The organism is Aeromonas sp. FDAARGOS 1407 (genome assembly GCF_019048725.1).
Classification (GTDB): Bacteria; Pseudomonadota; Gammaproteobacteria; order Enterobacterales; family Aeromonadaceae; genus Aeromonas; species Aeromonas enteropelogenes.
In genome coordinates, this window is sequence record NZ_CP077399.1 from 2,246,244 (window position 1) to 2,264,017 (window position 17,774).

19 protein-coding genes and 2 tRNA genes are annotated in these 17,774 nt (G+C 61.9%); 13 read left to right on the forward strand and 8 right to left on the reverse strand.

Going from position 1 to position 17,774, the window contains the following annotated elements; genetic code table 11:
• Positions 1-97 precede the first annotated feature (97 nt).
• On the forward strand, positions 98-763 hold the full coding sequence (locus I6L37_RS10815) for a polymer-forming cytoskeletal protein (RefSeq protein ID WP_216994041.1): 666 nt from the start codon (positions 98-100) through the stop codon (positions 761-763).
• A 63-nt stretch (positions 764-826) separates the two neighbouring features.
• Here I6L37_RS10815 and I6L37_RS10820 read toward each other — a convergent pair whose 3' ends face one another.
• Complete coding sequence (locus tag I6L37_RS10820; protein ID WP_216994042.1) at positions 827-1,375, reverse strand: cytochrome b; 549 nt, start codon at positions 1,373-1,375, stop codon at positions 827-829.
• Positions 1,376-1,586: 211 nt separating this feature from the next.
• The gene (gene tsaA, locus I6L37_RS10825; RefSeq protein WP_216994043.1) at positions 1,587-2,291 is read right to left on the reverse strand and encodes a tRNA (N6-threonylcarbamoyladenosine(37)-N6)-methyltransferase TrmO; all 705 of its coding nucleotides are present in this window, start codon (positions 2,289-2,291) and stop codon (positions 1,587-1,589) included.
• A 269-nt stretch (positions 2,292-2,560) separates the two neighbouring features.
• Between tsaA and I6L37_RS10830 the strand changes: the two genes are divergently transcribed.
• Positions 2,561-3,547: an NAD-dependent epimerase/dehydratase family protein gene (locus tag I6L37_RS10830; RefSeq protein WP_216994044.1), complete on the forward strand. Its 987-nt coding sequence runs from the start codon at positions 2,561-2,563 to the stop codon at positions 3,545-3,547.
• Between the two features lie 93 nt (positions 3,548-3,640).
• Here the strand turns inward: I6L37_RS10830 and I6L37_RS10835 are convergent, their stop codons facing one another.
• The 4 genes from I6L37_RS10835 to cydD form a co-directional block, all read right to left on the reverse strand.
• Positions 3,641-4,030, reverse strand: a complete 390-nt coding sequence (locus tag I6L37_RS10835; RefSeq protein WP_042027672.1) for a DUF488 domain-containing protein — start codon at positions 4,028-4,030, stop codon at positions 3,641-3,643.
• A 3-nt stretch (positions 4,031-4,033) separates the two neighbouring features.
• Entirely contained in the window at positions 4,034-4,402 is a 369-nt protein-coding gene (gene rcsF, locus I6L37_RS10840) for an Rcs stress response system protein RcsF (protein ID WP_026456265.1), read from the reverse strand.
• A 97-nt stretch (positions 4,403-4,499) separates the two neighbouring features.
• Positions 4,500-6,245, reverse strand: coding sequence for a cysteine/glutathione ABC transporter ATP-binding protein/permease CydC (cydC, locus tag I6L37_RS10845; protein ID WP_216994045.1), 1,746 nt, complete (start codon positions 6,243-6,245; stop codon positions 4,500-4,502).
• Entirely contained in the window at positions 6,238-8,007 is a 1,770-nt protein-coding gene (gene cydD, locus I6L37_RS10850; RefSeq protein WP_216994046.1) for a cysteine/glutathione ABC transporter permease/ATP-binding protein CydD, read from the reverse strand. Before cydD ends, cydC begins: the two co-directional genes overlap by 8 nt.
• A gap of 201 nt (positions 8,008-8,208) precedes the next feature.
• Here cydD and I6L37_RS10855 point away from each other — a divergent pair.
• Together I6L37_RS10855 and I6L37_RS10860 are read left to right on the forward strand one after the other, a co-directional pair.
• Positions 8,209-8,282 (forward strand) — tRNA-Gly (locus tag I6L37_RS10855).
• 92 nt (positions 8,283-8,374) lie between these two features.
• Positions 8,375-8,449: transfer RNA gene (locus tag I6L37_RS10860), tRNA-Gly, on the forward strand.
• A gap of 196 nt (positions 8,450-8,645) precedes the next feature.
• Here I6L37_RS10860 and arcA read toward each other — a convergent pair.
• On the reverse strand, positions 8,646-9,365 hold the full coding sequence (gene arcA, locus I6L37_RS10865) for a two-component system response regulator ArcA (RefSeq protein WP_026456262.1): 720 nt from the start codon (positions 9,363-9,365) through the stop codon (positions 8,646-8,648).
• 397 nt (positions 9,366-9,762) lie between these two features.
• Between arcA and I6L37_RS10870 the strand changes: the two genes are divergently transcribed.
• Both I6L37_RS10870 and I6L37_RS10875 read left to right on the forward strand, forming a co-directional pair.
• Positions 9,763-10,164, forward strand: a complete 402-nt coding sequence (locus tag I6L37_RS10870) for a DUF3293 domain-containing protein (protein ID WP_216994151.1) — start codon at positions 9,763-9,765, stop codon at positions 10,162-10,164.
• Positions 10,165-10,203: 39 nt separating this feature from the next.
• Positions 10,204-10,683, forward strand: coding sequence for a putative 4-hydroxy-4-methyl-2-oxoglutarate aldolase (locus I6L37_RS10875; protein ID WP_216994047.1), 480 nt, complete (start codon positions 10,204-10,206; stop codon positions 10,681-10,683).
• Between the two features lie 3 nt (positions 10,684-10,686).
• Here the strand turns inward: I6L37_RS10875 and I6L37_RS10880 are convergent, their stop codons facing one another.
• Positions 10,687-11,166, reverse strand: coding sequence for a hypothetical protein (locus I6L37_RS10880; RefSeq protein ID WP_042027664.1), 480 nt, complete (start codon positions 11,164-11,166; stop codon positions 10,687-10,689).
• Positions 11,167-11,324: 158 nt separating this feature from the next.
• Between I6L37_RS10880 and I6L37_RS10885 the strand changes: the two genes are divergently transcribed.
• From I6L37_RS10885 to I6L37_RS10915, 7 genes are all read left to right on the forward strand, one after another.
• On the forward strand, positions 11,325-11,720 hold the full coding sequence (locus I6L37_RS10885; protein ID WP_042027662.1) for an META domain-containing protein: 396 nt from the start codon (positions 11,325-11,327) through the stop codon (positions 11,718-11,720).
• Between the two features lie 183 nt (positions 11,721-11,903).
• Positions 11,904-12,272, forward strand: coding sequence for a helix-turn-helix transcriptional regulator (locus I6L37_RS10890; protein WP_042027661.1), 369 nt, complete (start codon positions 11,904-11,906; stop codon positions 12,270-12,272).
• Between the two features lie 4 nt (positions 12,273-12,276).
• Entirely contained in the window at positions 12,277-12,645 is a 369-nt protein-coding gene (gene arsD / locus I6L37_RS10895) for an arsenite efflux transporter metallochaperone ArsD (protein ID WP_216994048.1), read from the forward strand.
• A gap of 46 nt (positions 12,646-12,691) precedes the next feature.
• Positions 12,692-14,455: an arsenical pump-driving ATPase gene (arsA, locus tag I6L37_RS10900; protein ID WP_216994049.1), complete on the forward strand. Its 1,764-nt coding sequence runs from the start codon at positions 12,692-12,694 to the stop codon at positions 14,453-14,455.
• A gap of 101 nt (positions 14,456-14,556) precedes the next feature.
• A complete protein-coding gene (arsB, locus tag I6L37_RS10905; protein WP_216994050.1) occupies positions 14,557-15,621 on the forward strand; it encodes an ACR3 family arsenite efflux transporter in 1,065 nt (354 codons plus the stop codon).
• Between the two features lie 63 nt (positions 15,622-15,684).
• Positions 15,685-16,110 carry a glutaredoxin-dependent arsenate reductase gene (gene arsC / locus I6L37_RS10910; RefSeq protein WP_216994051.1) on the forward strand — a complete coding sequence of 142 codons (426 nt, stop codon included), beginning with the start codon at positions 15,685-15,687 and terminating at the stop codon, positions 16,108-16,110.
• A gap of 348 nt (positions 16,111-16,458) precedes the next feature.
• The gene (locus tag I6L37_RS10915; RefSeq protein ID WP_124239105.1) at positions 16,459-17,670 is read left to right on the forward strand and encodes a NupC/NupG family nucleoside CNT transporter; all 1,212 of its coding nucleotides are present in this window, start codon (positions 16,459-16,461) and stop codon (positions 17,668-17,670) included.
• Positions 17,671-17,774 lie beyond the last annotated feature (104 nt).

Below are 17,774 nucleotides of genomic sequence, written 5' to 3' on the forward strand. Positions count from 1 at the left end.
CTTTTTGTCAACTGGTCGTTTAAACCGGACATGATGCTATTGATGGCATCCAGTCCGGTATCTTGCCGGCGGTTCATGCAGCAAGAGAGGGTGATGGATGAAAGATCAGCCCCGAAGATGGCGCGCCTGCCTGCAAGGCAGGGAGCGTAGCGACCTTCTTTATATCGTCTGGTTCTGCTGGGGAGCGGCCCTGCTGCTCTATGTGCTGGGGTCGGATAACTACTTATGGCCGGTGGCGCCCATGCCGCTGGTTTTGCTCATTTGGTTGATGGAGAGAGTCAGGATGTTTGGACGAAAACGTGCGAGTCAGTCCGGTGACAGCGCGCCGGCGGGCACGACCGTGATCGCGGCGGGAGCCCGCTTCAAGGGAGAGCTGCTGCTTGATGGTGACCTGGAGGTGCAGGGGCACGTCAATGGCACCATCGAAATTGGCAAGGGGGTGCTGCGCATCATGCAGGGTGGGTTTGTCGAAGGGGAGGTGAGTGCACCCAGGGTCGTCATCAACGGCCTGCTGGACGGCACCTGCAGCTCGCAAGAGGTGGAAATCCTGGAAAATGGCCGGATGCAGGGCGTATTCAAGGGAGGCACCCTCTCCATCTGCAAGGGAGGCAATTTTATTGGCCACTCCCAACCGGCGGAGAGAGCGACCATCGAGCCGCCAAATAACCCGCTGCCCGATAGCAAAAGCAGCAAGCCCAAGGCAAAAGAGCGGGCCCGGGGAGCCGGGGATAAAGTGGCCGAGACGCTTGTCGCGCAGGCTTGAACCGGTTTGCCAGAAAGAGAGAGGGGGTCTTGTTGGCCCCCTCTTTCGTCTGTGTTGATGATGTCAGTCGCGCTGCTGCGGCAGCATCATGGTCAGGGTGTTGTCCTTGCGCACATGGTGGTGATAGAGGGTCGCCGCCGCATGCAGGGCGATCAGGGCATAGCCGATATTGCCCAGGGTCTCGTGTATCTCCTTGAACCACTTCTTGAGTTCGGGATCCGGGGCGACCAGCGCCGGGAGCGTCATGCCGAAGAAGGGGACTGGTTTGCCGCCGGCGCTCAGCAGCAGCCAGCCAAACAGCGGAGTAAGGATGATAAAGCCGTAGAGCGCGATGGGCGCCAGCTTGGCCAACAGGCTCAGCATGGGTGGCAACTCGGGCACGATGCGGGGCGTCGGGCTGATGGCGCGCAGAAAGAGGCGGACCCACACCAGGGCGAAGATGAGCAGCCCCAGCATGAAGTGCCACTGTTTCATCAGGTCCCGTCCCGGATCTCCCTTGGAGAAGATGTCACGAAATTCGATCAGGGCGTAGACGGCGATCATCAGCAACAGGGTCAGCCAGTGCAGCCCGATATTGAGGGCGCCGTAGCGTTGTTCGGTATTCATCAGCATGATTGGTTTCCTTCAGTGAGAGCGTCACATCCGTGTGGCATAGCCGGGCGCGAGGTCGGGCCGGTTCCATGGGCGGCAAACGGCGGGTGGGTACTGCAGCCGTGGGCGGCCGGGGAGAGGGTAGCACCTGACCACACCATTTGCAGGGCCATTAGGCGCCCGGGTGCGTGAAATGTTCGTGAAATCGGGCACTGATGGGGCCCTGTCAGCCTCAGGCGGCTTCGATGGCCAGCACCTGACAAGCGGGTTCGCTGATGCTAAAGCGCACGTTGCAGTCAAACAGCCGCACCCCGTACACCTTGTCATCCGGCTTGCCCTGCTTGTAGGCGGGGCGCGGATCCTGGGCCAGTACCTCGCTCACCAGCTGGCGCAGCTCGGGATGGGCCTTGAGCCAGGGTTGCAACTGCTGCTCCGCCTCTGGCGTGAAGCTCACGCAAAGGGGCGGGGTGGGGGCATCCGGGGCGAAACCGCCACGGGCATCCGGCAGGCTGTCGGCATAGGGGATGTAGGGCTTGATGTCGACGATGGGGGTGCCATCGAGCAAGTCCACCGCCCCCAGCTCCAGCCACAGCTTGCCGCGCGAGCGGCCAACCCCTTGCAACTCGACCACGGAGAGGCCGAGGGGGTTGGGGCGGAAGGTGGAACGGGTGGCAAACACCCCGACTCGCTCGTTGCCGCCGAGGCGTGGTGGGCGCACCGTCGGGTGCCAGCCCTGATCCATGGTCTGGTGAAACACGAAGCTGAGCCACAGGTGGGAGAACTGCTCGATGCCGCGCAGCACGTCCGGCTGATCGTAGGGGGGCAGCAGCTCGAGGCGGGCGCGGGCCGATTTGACCAGACCGGGCTGGCGCGGGATGGCGAACTTCTCCTTGTAGGGAGAGCGGATGATACCCAAGGTGTCGATTTCGAACTTCATGGCGGATCCTGACTGAAAACCCCGGCAATTTAGCACAACCGGCCCCAAAACGCAGGCATGACCCGATAGCATCCCTGCGCGTCTGCTGCCGTGATCCCCGTCCCATCCCGGCGCTGCGCAGGCTGTGTCTGGCTGCCAAGTTGCGTAGGGTAGGGGCAGACAAGGAGCCGGCAGGATGGCGGCGCGGTCAGTTTGCGCAACATCAGCCGCAGAGGATGAATAGATCGGTGGGGAGACGGGAGCGCCTGTGCCGATCAGGAGGGACATGGATGAAATTGCTGATCATCGGCGGCACCGGATTTCTCGGCCGCCATCTTACCGCGCTGGCACTGGACTGGGGGCACGAGGTGACCCTGTTCAATCGCGGCCACTACCAGCATCCGGACTGGCGGGATCTGGTTCAGCTCACCGGCGATCGGGACCGGGATTTGAGTGCGCTGCAAGGGGATGGTCTCTACTGGGATCTTGTCATCGACACCTGCTGCTACCACCCGGAGCAGGCGGCGCGCCTCTCGGCGGCCCTGCTCGGGCACTGCGAGCGGCTGATCTTTATCTCCACCATCAGCGTCTATCGCGACTTTGCCCAACCAGAGATGGATGAGTCGGCGCCCCTGCACCAGATCAGCGAGGATGAATTCCCCACCGACTATGGCCCGCTCAAGGTATTGTGCGAGGCCGAATATCGTGCCCGCTGGGGGAAGCGGCTCTGCATCCTGCGTCCCGGTGTGCTGTGCGGCCCCTTTGACCCTACCGGGCGCATGGCCTGGTGGGTAAAACGGGTGCAGCAAGGGGGGCCCTGGCTACTGCCGGGGGATGGGCAGGATCGCTTGCAGTATCTCGACGTGCGCGACTGCGCCGAGTTTGCCCTGCGGGCCGCCGAGCGTCAGTTGGGGGGCGTCTTCAACCTGGTCAAGCCCGGCATCACGCTGGCGGACTGGGTGGAGCGGCTGGCCGCGAGACTGATACCGGCCAAGGTGCTACAGCCCGAGTGGATGCCCTGGCAAGAGATGCTGGCGGCCGGGGTCGAGCCCTGGCAGAGCTATCCCACGCTTTTGCCCAACGGGCTGGCTGAGTATGCCGGCTATGGCCGCATCAGCGCCGAGGCGGCCATCGTGCAGGGGCTCAACTTCCGTCCGCTGGAGGAGACCGCCATCGATCTGGCCCATTGGCTCGCCGACAATGGGGCTGTGCCTTTGGACGGGATGACGACAGCAGAGGAGGCGGCGCTGCGCCAGCGCCTCAGCGTGACGCAATAGCGCTTGCCATGAAACCGGACCCATGCAAAAGAGGGCATCCTGCGGGATGCCCTCTTTATTTCGGGATGCTGATGATGGTGCCCAGGAGCTTGCTTATGGGCGCAAGCTGGCGCCAGCGGCGACCAGCAGCTCCTTCAAGATGGTGCGATGGCAGCGGGACTCCTGCTCGCAGTAGCAGCCCACCGACAGGTTGGTGGTGTGGGAGAGGGCGGCCAGGAGCGCCAGATCGTGTCTGGCGGCGGGCGTTGCCATCTCGGCCTTGTACTGCTTGCAAAACGCCGCCCACTGGGCCTGTGTCTCGGCGCCCTGGCCCAGCTTCATGGTCTCGCTGCTGGGGGCAAGGTTGGGGAACCAGACGTCATACCAGTTCTGGCTGGCAAACTTGTCTTTGGGCACCCCGCGAGGGGGGCGGCGCACGGTACCCACCCGCAACCCCTCATCAGGGAGGCGGGGAGTGCCGAGGCGGACGATGGCCAGCGCCATGGCTTACTCCTCGGCGACTTTCAGTGCCTGGCCGTAGCAGATCACCTGCTTCAGGCAGCCTGGGGTATCGCTGAATTCGGCGCACTTGTCGATGGTCACGCCATTGCCACCCATGTCGGCGGCGTGACGGCGGGCCTGGGTACGGGCATCGCCAGCATTGGGCTGTGGCTGGTTGGTATCGGCCTGGCAGGACTCCCCCTCGACGGTGCCAAGGTAGAGATAGTTGAGGTCGGCCAGTTCGTTTTGTTCGTAAATACGAACGCCGCCCGGCTTGAAATAGTCGTCGAAGTTCTCTTTATCCAGATTGCTGTTGAAGGCGTAGTTGGCACAGCCGGAGGCAATCAGGGGCATCATCAGGATCAGGCGTTTCATATCAGCATCTTGTCGAATAAGGAGGGGACATTATAGGGGCCAGTCGTCGGTGGCGACCAGCCCCCTCTCGCGCCATGGCGTCAGGGTGTGACCCCGGTCAGACCGGCGCCAGTCGCTGGTGCAGGCTGCGGTAATAATCGTCGGCCAGCAGGGCCTGATGGGGGGCGCACAGGCGGATCTGGCCCTCTTCCATCAGGGCGATCCTGTCCATCCGTTCCAGCCCCAGCAGGCGGTGGGAGATGAGCAGCAGGGTGCGATCCGCCCCCAGCTCGAACAGCAGCGCCATGATCTCCCGCTCGGTCTGGCTGTCGAGCCCTTCGGTCGGCTCGTCCAGCAACCAGAGCGGGGCGTCGTGCAGCAGGGCGCGGGCGATGCCGATGCGGCGCCGCTCACCGCCGGAGAGCGGTCGGCCGCCATCCCCGAGCCAGGCATTGAGGCCGGTATCGCTCAGATCTTCATCATCCTCCAACAGGTTGCCAAGGCCGACCCGGTTCAGTACCTCGACCAGTTGTTCGTCGCTCGCGTCGGGGGCGGCGAGCTTGAGGTTGCCGCGCAGAGTATCGGCAAACAGGTGGACCCGTTGGCTCACCACCGAGATGGAGGCGCGCAGCGCCCCTTCGCTGTAAGCGGTCAGCGGCTTGCCATCGAGCAGGATCTTGCCCGCTTGCGGGCTCCATTCGCGGGTCAGCAGCCCCATCAGGGTGGACTTGCCGCAGCCGGTCTGGCCCAGCAGCGCCAGCTTCTCGCCAGCATGCAGTTGCAGGGTGCAGCCACGCAGCACCGGATGGGGGTTGCCGGGGTAGCCGAAATAGAGGTCGTTGATCTGCAGGGCGCCCTGGGGAGCGTGACGCTCCTCCTCCCCCCACTCGGGAGCCTTGGCCTCCTGCAGGATCTCGTTGAGGCGGCGGGCTGAGGTGAGGCTGGTGGAGAGGTGCTGGAAGGCGCCGGCCAGCGGCATCAGTGCCTCGAAGCTCGCCAGGGTGGCAAACACCATCAGCGCCGTGATGGGATCCGGCGTCGCTCCTGCCACGCCATGGCCTGCCAGCCACAGCATCAGGGTCAGGGTCCAGCCGCTGAGCAGCTGCACCGAGGCATTGGCCAGTCCGCTCACCCTGGCCATGCGGGCCTGGGCGCGCAGCAGGGCCTGTTCTGCCTGTTGCAGCTCGCCAAGGGCCTTGGGTGCGGCGGCGAACATCTGCAGCTCGGCCTGACCGTCCAGATAGTCCACCATGCGGGTACGCAGGCTCGATTTTTCGGCGATCAGCGCCTGCCCGGGCTTGCGGCCGAGGAAGTAGAACACCAGCGGCAGGGCAATCATGCCAAACAGCAGGATAGCGCCCAGGGTGAGGGCCAGCTCGCTGTCAAAGAAGGAGAGGAAGAGCACCAGGCCGGTGCTGCTGAGCAGGGCCGCCCCTATGGGGGTGAGCAGGCGCAGGTAAACGTGGTCCATCGCATCGATGTCGGCCACCAGGCGGTTGAGCAGATCTGCCTGGCGAAACCCGGCCAGGGCGCCGGTGGCAAGGGGCGAGAGCTTTTGCCAGAACCAGACTCGCAGCCGGGTCAGTACCCGGAAGGTGGCATCGTGGCTGACTACCCGCTCACCCCAGCGTCCGGCGGTGCGGATGATGGAGAAGAAGCGCACCCCGCCTGCCGGCGTCATGTAGTTGAAGTGATCGCGGGTGGCGGCCGCCATCCCCGCCACGGCGGCGGCGGAGAGGAACCAGCCGGAGAGTGACAAGAGCCCCATCCCGGCAGCCAGGGTAACCAGCGCCAGCAGTAGACCGATGGAGAGGCTGAGCCAGTGCTGGCGGTAGAGGCGCAGAAACGGCAAGAGATCAGTCATCGAGAGAACCCTCGTTACGTTGGGACAGCAGGCGGGCAAAGGGCCCCTGAGCGGTACTGAGTTGCTGGAAGCTGCCTTCTTCCACCAGCTTGCCGCGCTCCAGCACCAGGATCTTGTCCATCTTGGTGAGCTGATCGAGGCGGTGGGTGATCATCAACAGGGTCTGATCGGCCATGGCCTGCTCCAGCGTGGTCATGATGGCGCGCTCGGAGTGGCGATCCAGGCTGGCGGTGGGTTCATCCAGCACCATCAGCTGGGTGGATTTGAGCAGGGTACGGGCCAGCGCCAGGCGCTGGGCCTGACCGACGGAGAGACCACCCGCCTGATCCCCCACCGGATAGTCGAGCCCCTTCTCCATGGCAAATTCCCACGCCTGGGCCCGTTTCAGGGCATCTTCCAGCTCGGCGTCGCTGGCCGATGGTTTGGCCAGCAACAGGTTGTCCCGCAAGGAGGCATGGAACAGCTGGGGGTTTTGGGAGAGCCAACCCAGTTGCAGGCGCCACTGGCTCATGTCGAGGGTAGCCAGCTCCTGGCCGTTGACCTTGAGCTCGCCACGATAGGGGGCAAAGCCGAGCAGGGCGTTGACCAGCGAGCTCTTGCCTGCGCCGCTGACACCGATAAGGGCGGTGCGTGAACCCGCTTCCAGGGTGAAATCGATTGGGCCGACCAGCACCTTGCCCTCGGCGCTCAACACCTCGAGGGCGCGCGCTTCCACCCGGATGGGGCTGTCAGCATGGAAGGGCGCGTGACCGGAGGCCGGTTCACTCACCTCGGCCTCGAGGAATTCCAGCAACTGTTCGGCGGCGCCGATGGCCTGCGCCTTGGCGTGATAGTGAGCGCCAAGCTCGCGCAGGGGCGCGTAGAACTCGGGGGCGAGGAACAGCACGAACAGGCCGGTAAAGAGGGTTACCTTGTTGCCATAGTGGCCGAAGTTCAGGTGATCTATATAGGAGAAGCCAAAGTAGACGGCCACCAGAGCCACCGAGAGGGCGGCAAAGAACTCCAGCACGGCGGTGCTGAGAAACGCCAGGCGCAGCACTTCCATGGTGCGCTCGCGAAAATCTTCCGAGGCATCGCGAATGGCTTCCCCTTCCGCCTGGGTGCGCATGAAGAGTTGCAGGGTGCGCAGCCCCTTCAGGCGATCGAGGAAGTGGCCGGAGAGACGGGCCAGTGCCTGGAAGTTGCGGCGGTTGGCATCGGCGGCGCCGACCCCCACCAGGATCATGAAGACCGGAATAAGCGGCGCCGTACCCAGCAGAATAAGGCCCGCGGCCCAGTTGACCGGGAACACGGCCACCAGGATCACTAAAGGTATAAAGACGGCGATAGCCATCTGCGGCAGATAGCGGGAGAAGAAATCCTGCATGTTTTCAATCTGTTCCAGCAGCAAGCTGGCCCAGCTGCCAGCCGGGCGGCGCTGGATATAGGCAGGGCCGAGCCGGCCGAGGCGGGTGAGCACCAGCTCGCGGATGGTCTGGCGCACCGCGCTGCCCGCCTGAAAACTGGCCACTTCGCGGCCATAGGCCAGCACTGCCTTGCCGAGGGTCACCAGCAGCAGGGTAATAAAGAGCGGGATGGATTGCTCCGGAGTCGACCCTTCGATGATGAAGCCATGCAACAGGGTCGCCAGCAGCCAGGCCTGTGCCACCATCAGCACGCCCTGGCCCAGGCCAAATGCGATGGAGAGGCCGATCCAGCGGCGACCGTGACTCGATTGCTTGCGCAACCAGCCATAGAGACGTTTTTGCGTTTTTTTATCCATTACCACCATCCTCGCGTCGAGTGGCGCAAGACTATCCTTGCCGTTTGGCCTTGGCAACCTTGTAAATTATCTGTGTTCTAAATGTTTGGCTGAAAAAGCAACCGCCTGTTCAATCCTTGTCCGAACAGATTGATTTATTGAAAAAATTGACGGAGGTAGCATTGCGCTCGGCGGCAAAATGCATATAGTAGGAGCCCTCACGCGGGTGTAGTTCAATGGTAGAACGGTAGCTTCCCAAGCTGCATACGTGGGTTCGATTCCCATCACCCGCTCCAAATTCCAGATGGCAGCCAAGGCTGTTGTCACCCCAGCCAACAGGCTGTCTGTCGTGGGTATTCCCTCACACCAGAACGAGTTTTGATGCCAGGCGGGCATCGTATAATGGCTATTACCTCAGCCTTCCAAGCTGATGATGCGGGTTCGATTCCCGCTGCCCGCTCCAGCTTCCAGTCAAAAGCCCACTCCTGCGAGTGGGCTTTTTGCTTTCTCTCCCATTGATTGCTTCCAGACTTCACTGCCTGCCTTTTGGTCAGGGTGAACCATTTCCACTGATTGCTAGGTGGCGAAGGGATGAAATCCGTAGCGAAGAAATGAAAAAGGCGCCGAGGGCGCCTTTTTCTAATGCGTTGCAAAGAGCCTTATTCCTGCTCCAGCTCGCCACAGAAGCGGTAGCCTTCGCCATGGATGGTGGCGATGATCTCCGGGGTGTCGCCCACGCTCTCGAAGTGCTTGCGAATGCGGCGAATGGTCACGTCCACGGTACGGTCGTGGGGCTTGAGCTCGCGGCCGGTCATCTTCTTGAGCAGCTCGGCACGAGTCTGGATCTGGCCCGGGTTTTCGCAGAAGTGCAGCATGGCGCGGAACTCGGAGCGTGGCAGCTTGAACATGTCGCCGGTGGGGCTGACCAGGGCACGGCTGTTGATGTCCAGCGCCCAGCCGTTGAACAGGTAACGCTCGACCAGCTTTTTCTCTTCGCCGCCAGCGGCCACATTCATGGTGCGGCTCAGCAGGTTGCGGGCACGGATGGTCAGTTCGCGCGGGTTGAACGGCTTGGTGATATAGTCGTCGGCACCGATCTCCAGACCCAGGATCTTGTCGACTTCGTTGTCGCGGCCAGTCAGGAACATCAGGGCGATGTTGTCGTTTTCACGCAGTTCACGGGCCAGCAACAGGCCATTCTTGCCCGGCAGGTTGATGTCCATGATCACCAGATTGATGGTGTGGGAAGTGAGGGCCTGGTGCATCTCGTCGCCATTGTTGGCCTCGAGCACGACATAACCTTCAGCCTCAAAGATGCTTTTCAGGGTGTTACGGGTGACCAGTTCGTCTTCGACGATCAGAATGTGTGGTGTTTGCATGAAAATTCCCAGATTCTTATCAGTTAATTATCTTAAATTTAACACTCTTTGGCGTATCAAGCCGAATTCCTGACTGATCCTGAAAATTAATTACGTCATCCTGGGTATGAGAGTCAGGTCGGAATATCGCGAATTTGGCATCAGCATTGGCAAACATCCCTGTGCCACATTTTGGCTCCCAACAAATCTGATAAAGAGAAGCCCGGAAAGGTCATCCATGACGGAAAGTTGCGGTATTTTATCAGTTAACAGGAGCATAACAACACTCTTTGCTGTCAGATAGCAACTTTTTAACTCTGTTTTGATATAGGTCAAACCCCAAGTTCACAGCATGATACTTGGCCTGATGACGATTTTTACCCCTATTAAATGTAATGGAATGTAACATGTGATTGACATGATTTTGTGGGAAAACTACAAGAAAATCCGCTTTATTGCGCCATTTGAGCCGCCTCCCTGGCCTGCTTTTGCCATTATCACCGCCTGGAATCCGGCCAGTCAGCCGGTGAGTGAACGTCGCAACCTGCGCCGTGAAAGAGCCTTGTGGCGGCAACTGGAAGGGGAGAGCGTAGCCGGCCCCTTGTGGGGATCTTCCCCTGATGAGCAGTGGCGCGAGTCATCGCTGGCGGTGGCGTTGCCGCTGGAGCGGGCCTGCGAGCTGGCGGTCCGTTTCGGCCAGAATGCCCTCTACTGGGTAGAGGAAGGGCAGCTTTGGCTGGTACCGGTATTGATTGAAAACACAGCAGTTTGTTTGGGCAATATTGAATCCTACTGGATTGCCAGAACGCCAATCCGATGAAAGAATGAACACCTTCATGCATCTGAAAGGAATCAAATCATGCTGGATCTACTGCCCGACCTCTGCGATCAGCACGGTGATGTGCTGCAAGTGGCCGACCCCGTGTTTCAGGATTTTGGCGGCAAGGATATTTTTTACGGCCGCGCCGTTACCCTCTCCTGTTACGAAGACAACAGCTTGGTGCGGGAGCTGGTGACGCGCCCTGGCCAGGGGCAGGTGATGGTGATCGACGGTGGCGGCTCCTTGCGCCGCGCCCTGCTTGGGGATCAGTTGGCCATCAAGGCGGTGGAGCAGGGGTGGGAAGGCATTTTGATCCACGGTGCCGCCCGGGATGTGGGGACTCTGGCTACCCTGGCGCTCGGGGTCAAGGCGTTGGCGGCCTGTCCGGTCAAGACCGAGAAGCGGGGACAGGGGGAACTCGGCGCCGTGGTCAGTTTTGCCGGAGTGACCATTCATGAAGGGGATTATGTCTATGCGGATCGCAACGGCGTGGTAGTGAGTGCCACACCGCTGCTCTGACGATCAGAAGGTAAAGCCGACTCCCAACGTGAGTGCCTGCTCGGCCGTAAAGGCGCCAATGCCATAGTTGGCGGTGAGGGAGAGTCTGGGGGTCAGCAGCAGGCTGGAGTTGAGTTCCAGCAGAGTACTCTCTTGGTCGAGTGCCAAGTGGGTGATCTGGCTGCCAATATGGATGGAGGGGGAGAGTTGGTAGCGTACCCCCGAGCTCATGTTGAAGCCGGATTGGCGGTTCTGATCCGCCACCGCCGGGCCGGCCTCCATGAAAACAGTCATATCATCCATCACCGGGTACTGATAGCCGCTGTTGACCAGCCAGAGATCAAAACTGTCGCTGTGATGAGCTTGCTGATTGAGCAGTACCCCGGAGTAGCTCTTCATGTAAAGCGCGGGGTCCGACTCCTGCTTGAAGAGATCCCAGTCGGCGGCCTGAACGGCCATGCTGGCGCAGGATGCAAGCAGCGTGATGATGAGCGATCTGACCATTCGTTTCCCCTCCATGGGTCCGGAACTGGATCCAAGCATGGCACATGCCAGCTGTTAGTAAAGGGGACTCGGATCACAATAAATTTCGTTGGCCTGAGTCCCATACCGTGGTAAACAGGCGGTCGAATTGATGGTTCTAATCATTAAGAGGTGAATTCATGAGCAAGAAGCTGATATTACTGGCCGCTCTGGCCCTGGGAGGCTGCGCCGTGGCAACGGGTTCCAACATGGCTCAACTGCAGGCATCCGATTGGCAGTTGCAAGGTGCAACCGGCGATACCTTCACTTTGCATGTTGCAGACGGCAAGGTGGCGGGCAAGGGCGCCTGCAACCGCTTTTTTGGCGCCATCACCAAGCAGGGTGACGGTGTTCTGGCGCTGGGCCCCATGGGGGCTACCCGCATGATGTGCATCGGGGATCAGATGGGCAAGGAGATGGAGTACCTGCAGACTCTGGAGAAGGTTGCCAGCTACACCATCAATGGCAACCAGCTTACCCTGAGCGATGCCAACAAGGCGGAGCTGCTGACCTTCAACGCCGTGCCGGCCAAGTAACGACGCCGGTTTTTCGGCCGTGGCAACGCCCTCCTTTTGGAGGGCGTTGCTGTTTCTGGCATATCTCGTCGCAACTGGGCCGCTTTGTTTCCGCGATGAGAGTCTTGTTTGGTTGTGTCGGCAAATTGATCATTTCAATAATTCTTGTATAGTTGAAATGAAGATTGCAGCCGAGGGTTCAAGATGAACAGAGAAGTGGCCACCAAGGTATTCGAATCGCTCGCATCCGGCATCCGGCTCGATGTGTGGCGCCTGCTGGTCAAGGCCGGGCTGGAGGGAAAGGTGGCCGGAGAACTGGCCAGCGAGCTCGACATCGCCCCCAACACCTTGTCGTTTCATCTCAAGGCGATGCTCAATGCCGGCCTCTTGTCGGTGGAGCAGGAGGGGCGCTTCCTGCGCTACCGCGCCAATATCCCCTTGATGCTGGATCTTATCGGCTATCTCACCGAGGAGTGCTGCGCCGGCCACCCGGAGGCGTGCGGTGTGATGCGCGCCGAGTCCACTTGCTCCCCCCATGTTTTGCCCGCGCAGCCTTGCTGCAACAAGGAGTAATGCCATGTCAGTCATCCAGATTTTTGACCCAGCCCTCTGCTGTGCCAGCGGCGTCTGCGGCACCGAGGTCGATCAGGCCTTGGTTACCTTTGCCGCCGATCTGGCCTGGGCCAGGGAGCAGGGCGTTGCCATCGAGCGTTTCAATCTGGCCCAGCAGCCGCTGCAGTTTGCCGAGACGGCGGCGGTCAGCGCCTTTCTGACCCACGCCGGGGAGGAGGGGCTGCCGCTGGTGCTGGTGGATGGTCAGGTGGTACTGACCGGCCGTTATCCGAGCCGCAGCGAGCTGGCCCGCTATGCCGGGCTGCCCGCGCCGCAGGCCACCATCAAGGGCATAGTGAAAGGTGGCTGCCGTCCTGATAGCGGTTGCTGCTAAACACAGAGAGTTCCGGAACCATGCCCTTGAGCCGACAGGAGAGTCTATGTACCAGTTTCTAAGCAGTCCGCCGCCGTTTCTCTTCTTTACCGGCAAGGGCGGGGTGGGCAAGACCTCGCTGGCCTGCGCCAGTGCGGTGGCCCTCTGTGACGCCGGCAAGCGGGTGCTGCTGGTGAGCACGGATCCCGCCTCCAACGTGGGGCAGGTGTTTGCCACCGACATAGGCAATCGCATCACCGCCATCGCCGCCGTGCCCGGTTTGTCGGCGCTGGAGATAGATCCCCCGGCGGCGGCCAAGGCTTATCGGGAGCGGATCGTCGGCCCGGTGCGCGGCAAGCTGCCCGAGCGCGTGGTGCGCAGCATAGAGGAGCAGCTCTCCGGCGCCTGTACCACCGAGATCGCCGCCTTTGACGAATTCACTGCCCTGCTCACCGACCAGGCGCTGCTGACCGAGTACGACCATATCGTCTTCGACACCGCTCCCACCGGCCATACCATCCGCCTGCTGCAACTGCCGGGGGCCTGGAGCGAATTTCTGGCGCAGGGCAAGGGGGATGCCTCCTGCCTGGGCCCGTTGGCGGGACTGGAGAAGCAGCGCAGCCAGTATGCCGAGGCCGTCGCGGCGCTGGCCGACGGCGCTCGCACCCGGCTGGTGCTGGTGGCGCGCGCACAGCATTCCACCCTGCGGGAAGTGGCCCGCACCCATGAGGAGCTGGCGGCCATCGGCCTTGCAAACCAGCAGCTGGTGATCAACGGCCTCTTCCCGGAGGCGGCCATCGCCGGTGACACGCTGGCGCAGGCCATCTGGCGGCGTGAGCAGCAGGCCCTCGCCGACATGCCGCAGGGAATAAAGGGGCTGGCCCGGGATCTGGTGCCGCTGCTGGCCACCAACCTGGTGGGGCTCGACAGTTTGCGCCAGCTGCTGCAACCACAGGATGCTGATGAGCAGGCACCACTGGCAACGTCAGCCCATCAGCCAGTCCAGCCCGAGTTGAGTTCGCTGGTGGACGAACTGGCTGCCGACGGTCACGGCCTCATCATGCTGATGGGCAAGGGCGGGGTGGGTAAAACCACCCTGGCCGCTGCGGTAGCGGTGGAGCTGGCAAGCCGTGGCCTGCCGGTGCACCTCACTACCTCGGATCCGGCCGCGCACCTCGGCGAGACGCTGGCAGGCAACCTGCCCCATCTCGAGGTGAGCCGCATCGACCCTCGCGCCGAAACCGAGCGTTATCGTGCCCAGGTGCTGGCCACCAAGGGGGCTGCACTGGACGAGCAGGGGCGGGCGCTGCTGGAGGAGGACTTGCGCTCCCCCTGTACAGAGGAGATCGCCGTGTTTCAGGCCTTCTCGCGGATCATCCGCGAGGCGGGCAAGCGCTTCGTGGTGATGGATACCGCCCCCACCGGCCACATCCTGCTGCTGCTCGATGCCACCGGCGCCTACCACAGGGAGATTGCCCGCCAGATGGGGGGCAAGGGGCTGCACTTCACCACCCCCATGATGCAGCTGCAGGATCCCAAGCAGACCAAGGTGCTGATCGTCACCCTGCCCGAGCCCACCCCGGTGCAGGAGGCGGCCAATCTGCAGGCCGATCTGCGTCGCGCCGGCATCGAGCCCTGGGCCTGGCTCATCAACCACAGCTTGCAGCAAGCCGCGGTCAGCTCGCCACTGCTGCAACTTCGGGCCGAGCGCCAGCAGCCCCATGTCGAGGCGGTCGAGCGGCAGCATGCCAGCCGCTACGCCGTGGTGCCGCTGCTCGCAGAGGAGCCGGTGGGGTCGGATGCCCTGCGCCGCCTCTGCCGGCACCACTGAGCAGTCAGCATCACTGAACAAGGGCCCCGGCCGCGTGGTCGGGGCTGATGAACATTTGCCGTTAACGAAAGAGATGCGGGATGACCGCATCGGGAGCCCTCATGTCTGCAACCTGTGATGCCAAGAGCCAACCGGCGATTGGCTTTTTTGAACGTTACCTCACCGCCTGGGTGGCCCTCTGCATTCTGGTGGGGATTGGGCTCGGGCAGGGCTTGCCGGATCTCTTCAAGGCCATCGGCGCCATGGAGGTGGCCAAGGTCAACCTGCCGGTGGGGCTGCTTATCTGGGTGATGATCATCCCCATGCTGCTCAAGATAGACTTCGGTGCCCTGCATCAAGTGAAGGGGCACCTCAAGGGGATTGGGGTCACTCTCTTTATCAACTGGCTGGTCAAGCCCTTCTCCATGGCCTTCCTCGGCTGGCTCTTCATCCGGGTGCTGTTTGCCGACTGGCTGCCGGCGGATCAGCTCGACAGTTATGTGGCGGGGCTGATCCTGCTGGCGGCGGCCCCCTGTACCGCCATGGTGTTTGTCTGGAGTCGGCTGACCAATGGCGATCCCTACTTCACCCTGTCGCAGGTGGCGGTGAACGACCTCATCATGGTGTTTGCCTTCGCCCCGCTGGTGGCGCTGCTGCTCGGGGTCTCCAGCATAGTGGTGCCCTGGGATACCCTGCTCACCTCCGTGGTGCTCTATATCGTCATCCCGGTCATCATCGCCCAGCTGCTGCGCAAGGCCTTGTTACAAAAAGGGCAGGCCCATTTTGACAGCGTCATGACCCGCATCCAGCCCTGGTCGGTGGCGGCCCTGCTGCTCACCCTGGTGCTGCTGTTCGCCTTCCAGGGCAACGCCATTATCGAGCAGCCGCTGGTCATCGCCCTGTTGGCGGTGCCGATCCTGATCCAGGTGCTGTTTAATTCGGGATTGGCTTACTGGCTTAACCGCAAGGTGGGGGAGAAGCACTCGGTGGCCTGTCCCTCTGCCCTTATCGGTGCCTCCAACTTCTTCGAGCTGGCGGTAGCCGCCGCCATCAGCCTGTTCGGCTTTCACTCCGGCGCCGCGCTCGCCACCGTGGTTGGGGTGCTGATCGAGGTGCCGGTCATGCTGCTGGTGGTGCGCATCGTCAACGCCAGCAAACCCTGGTACGAAGCGGGACTAAGCCGTTAACAGATGGCCGCTAACCCTTTTTACCTACTGTTTTTATTCACTTAAGCCATGAGAGACATGCCAATGAGTGCAATCACCATCTATCACAATCCAGAGTGCGGCACCTCCCGCAACACCCTGGAGCTTATTCGCAACAGCGGCGTCGAGCCGACCGTCATCCACTATCTGGAGACGCCCCCCTCCCGCGATGAGCTGGTGGCGCTGATCACCGCCATGGGGATGCCGGTGCGCGAGCTGCTGCGCAAGAACGTGCCCCCCTACGAGGCGCTCGCTCTGGCAGAAGATCGCTTCAGCGATGACGAACTGATCGACGCCATGCTGGCCCACCCCATCCTGATCAACCGCCCCATCGTGGTCACTCCCCTCGGCACCAAACTGTGCCGCCCCTCGGAAGTGGTGCTCGATATATTGCCCTGCCAGCAAAAAGGTGCCTTCGCCAAGGAGGATGGCGAGCAGGTGGTGGACGAGCAGGGCAAGCGCCTCAAGTAACCCCTTAAACCCCTTCGACGGGCCGGGTTTTACCCTGTTTCGGGTGGGACCCGTGCCCTTTTTGAAAAAGTTGCCCCTGCCAATCGTTTTACCGCTTTTTCTGTGATGCCAATCACTGTACCATCGCCGCCCGACCTGCCACCCGGCCGCATTTCTCCTCGCGACGGCGCTGGCGTCACCCGATACATGCTGTCACCCGGAACGTGAATGACCCCAGGATGGGACCCGCCACTAACCTGTAGGTTTGTGGTCTGTGTGTCGCGTGGGTCGGCACGCCTCCCGCCTGACCGTCTCGCGACACCCGTCTGCAGACTTGCCGTATGAAACTCCTCTCTTCATAGGTGCAAGATGACACTGTTATTGAGTCTGGTCGGTATGCTGGCCCTGATGTTTATCGCCTGGCTGGCGAGTGAAAACCGCCGTGCCATCCGTTGGCGAACCGTGCTGGGGGCGCTTGCCCTGCAGACCGGCTTTGCCGCTCTGGTGCTTTATTTCCCCCCCGGTCAAATCATGCTCGGTGCCATGAGCAATGGCGTCTCTGCCCTGCTCGGTTTTGCCGACAGCGGCATCCGCTTCGTGTTCGGCGATCTGGCGACCAACGGCTTTATCTTCGCCGTGCGGGTGTTGCCGCTCGTTATCTTCATTAGTGCGCTGATCGCCGTGCTCTATCACTTCGGCATCATGCAGTGGGTGATCCGGGTGTTGGGGGGTGGCATTCACCGCCTGCTCGGCACCAGCCGCGCCGAATCCCTGGTGGCCACCGGCAATATCTTCCTCTCGCAAGGGGAATCTCCGCTGCTGATCCGCCCCTTCCTGGCCGGCATGACTCGCTCCGAGCTCTTTGCGGTGATGACCTGCGGCATGGCCTCGGTGGCGGGCTCGGTGCTGGGCGGCTACGCCGGTCTTGGCGTGGAGCTTAAATACCTCATTGCTGCCTCCTTTATGGCTGCGCCGGGGGGCCTGTTGATGGCCAAGCTCCTGGTGCCCGAGCAGGAGCGGGTGCGCGAGCAGGACGAGATCACCCTCGACAAGAGTGACTACAGCAACGCCATTGATGCCCTGGCGGGCGGTGCCATGAACGGCATGAAGATCGCCGTGGCCATCGGCACCATCTTGCTGGCCTTCGTCAGCGTCATCACCATGATCAATGCCGGCCTCACCATGGTCGGCGAGTGGTTCGGCTGGAGCGCGCTCACCCTGCAGCAGCTGCTCGGTTACCTGTTTGCCCCGGTGGCCTGGCTGATTGGTGTGCCGGCTGACGAGATGATGGCGGCAGGATCGCTTATCGGTCAGAAGGTGATCATGAACGAGTTCGTCGCCTATCTGGACTTCGCCTCCATCAAGGATCAGTTGAGCGCCCACTCCCAGATCATCATCACCTTCGCCCTGTGCGGCTTTGCCAACCTGGGATCGATTGCGGTGCAGCTTGGCTCCATCGGTACCCTGGCCCCTGAGCGCCGCCACGATGTGGCCAGCATGGGCCTGCGCGCCGTACTGGCCGCCACCCTGGCCAACCTGATGAGCGCCACCCTGGCGGGGATCTTCGTCTCCCTGGCCTGATAGAGTTGTGCGCTACAACACCCCGCCCGTCACCCGACGCGGCGGGGTGTTGTTTTTGTGGAGAGGGTGATTCTTCATAACCACAAAAATAGAAAAGCGGCATG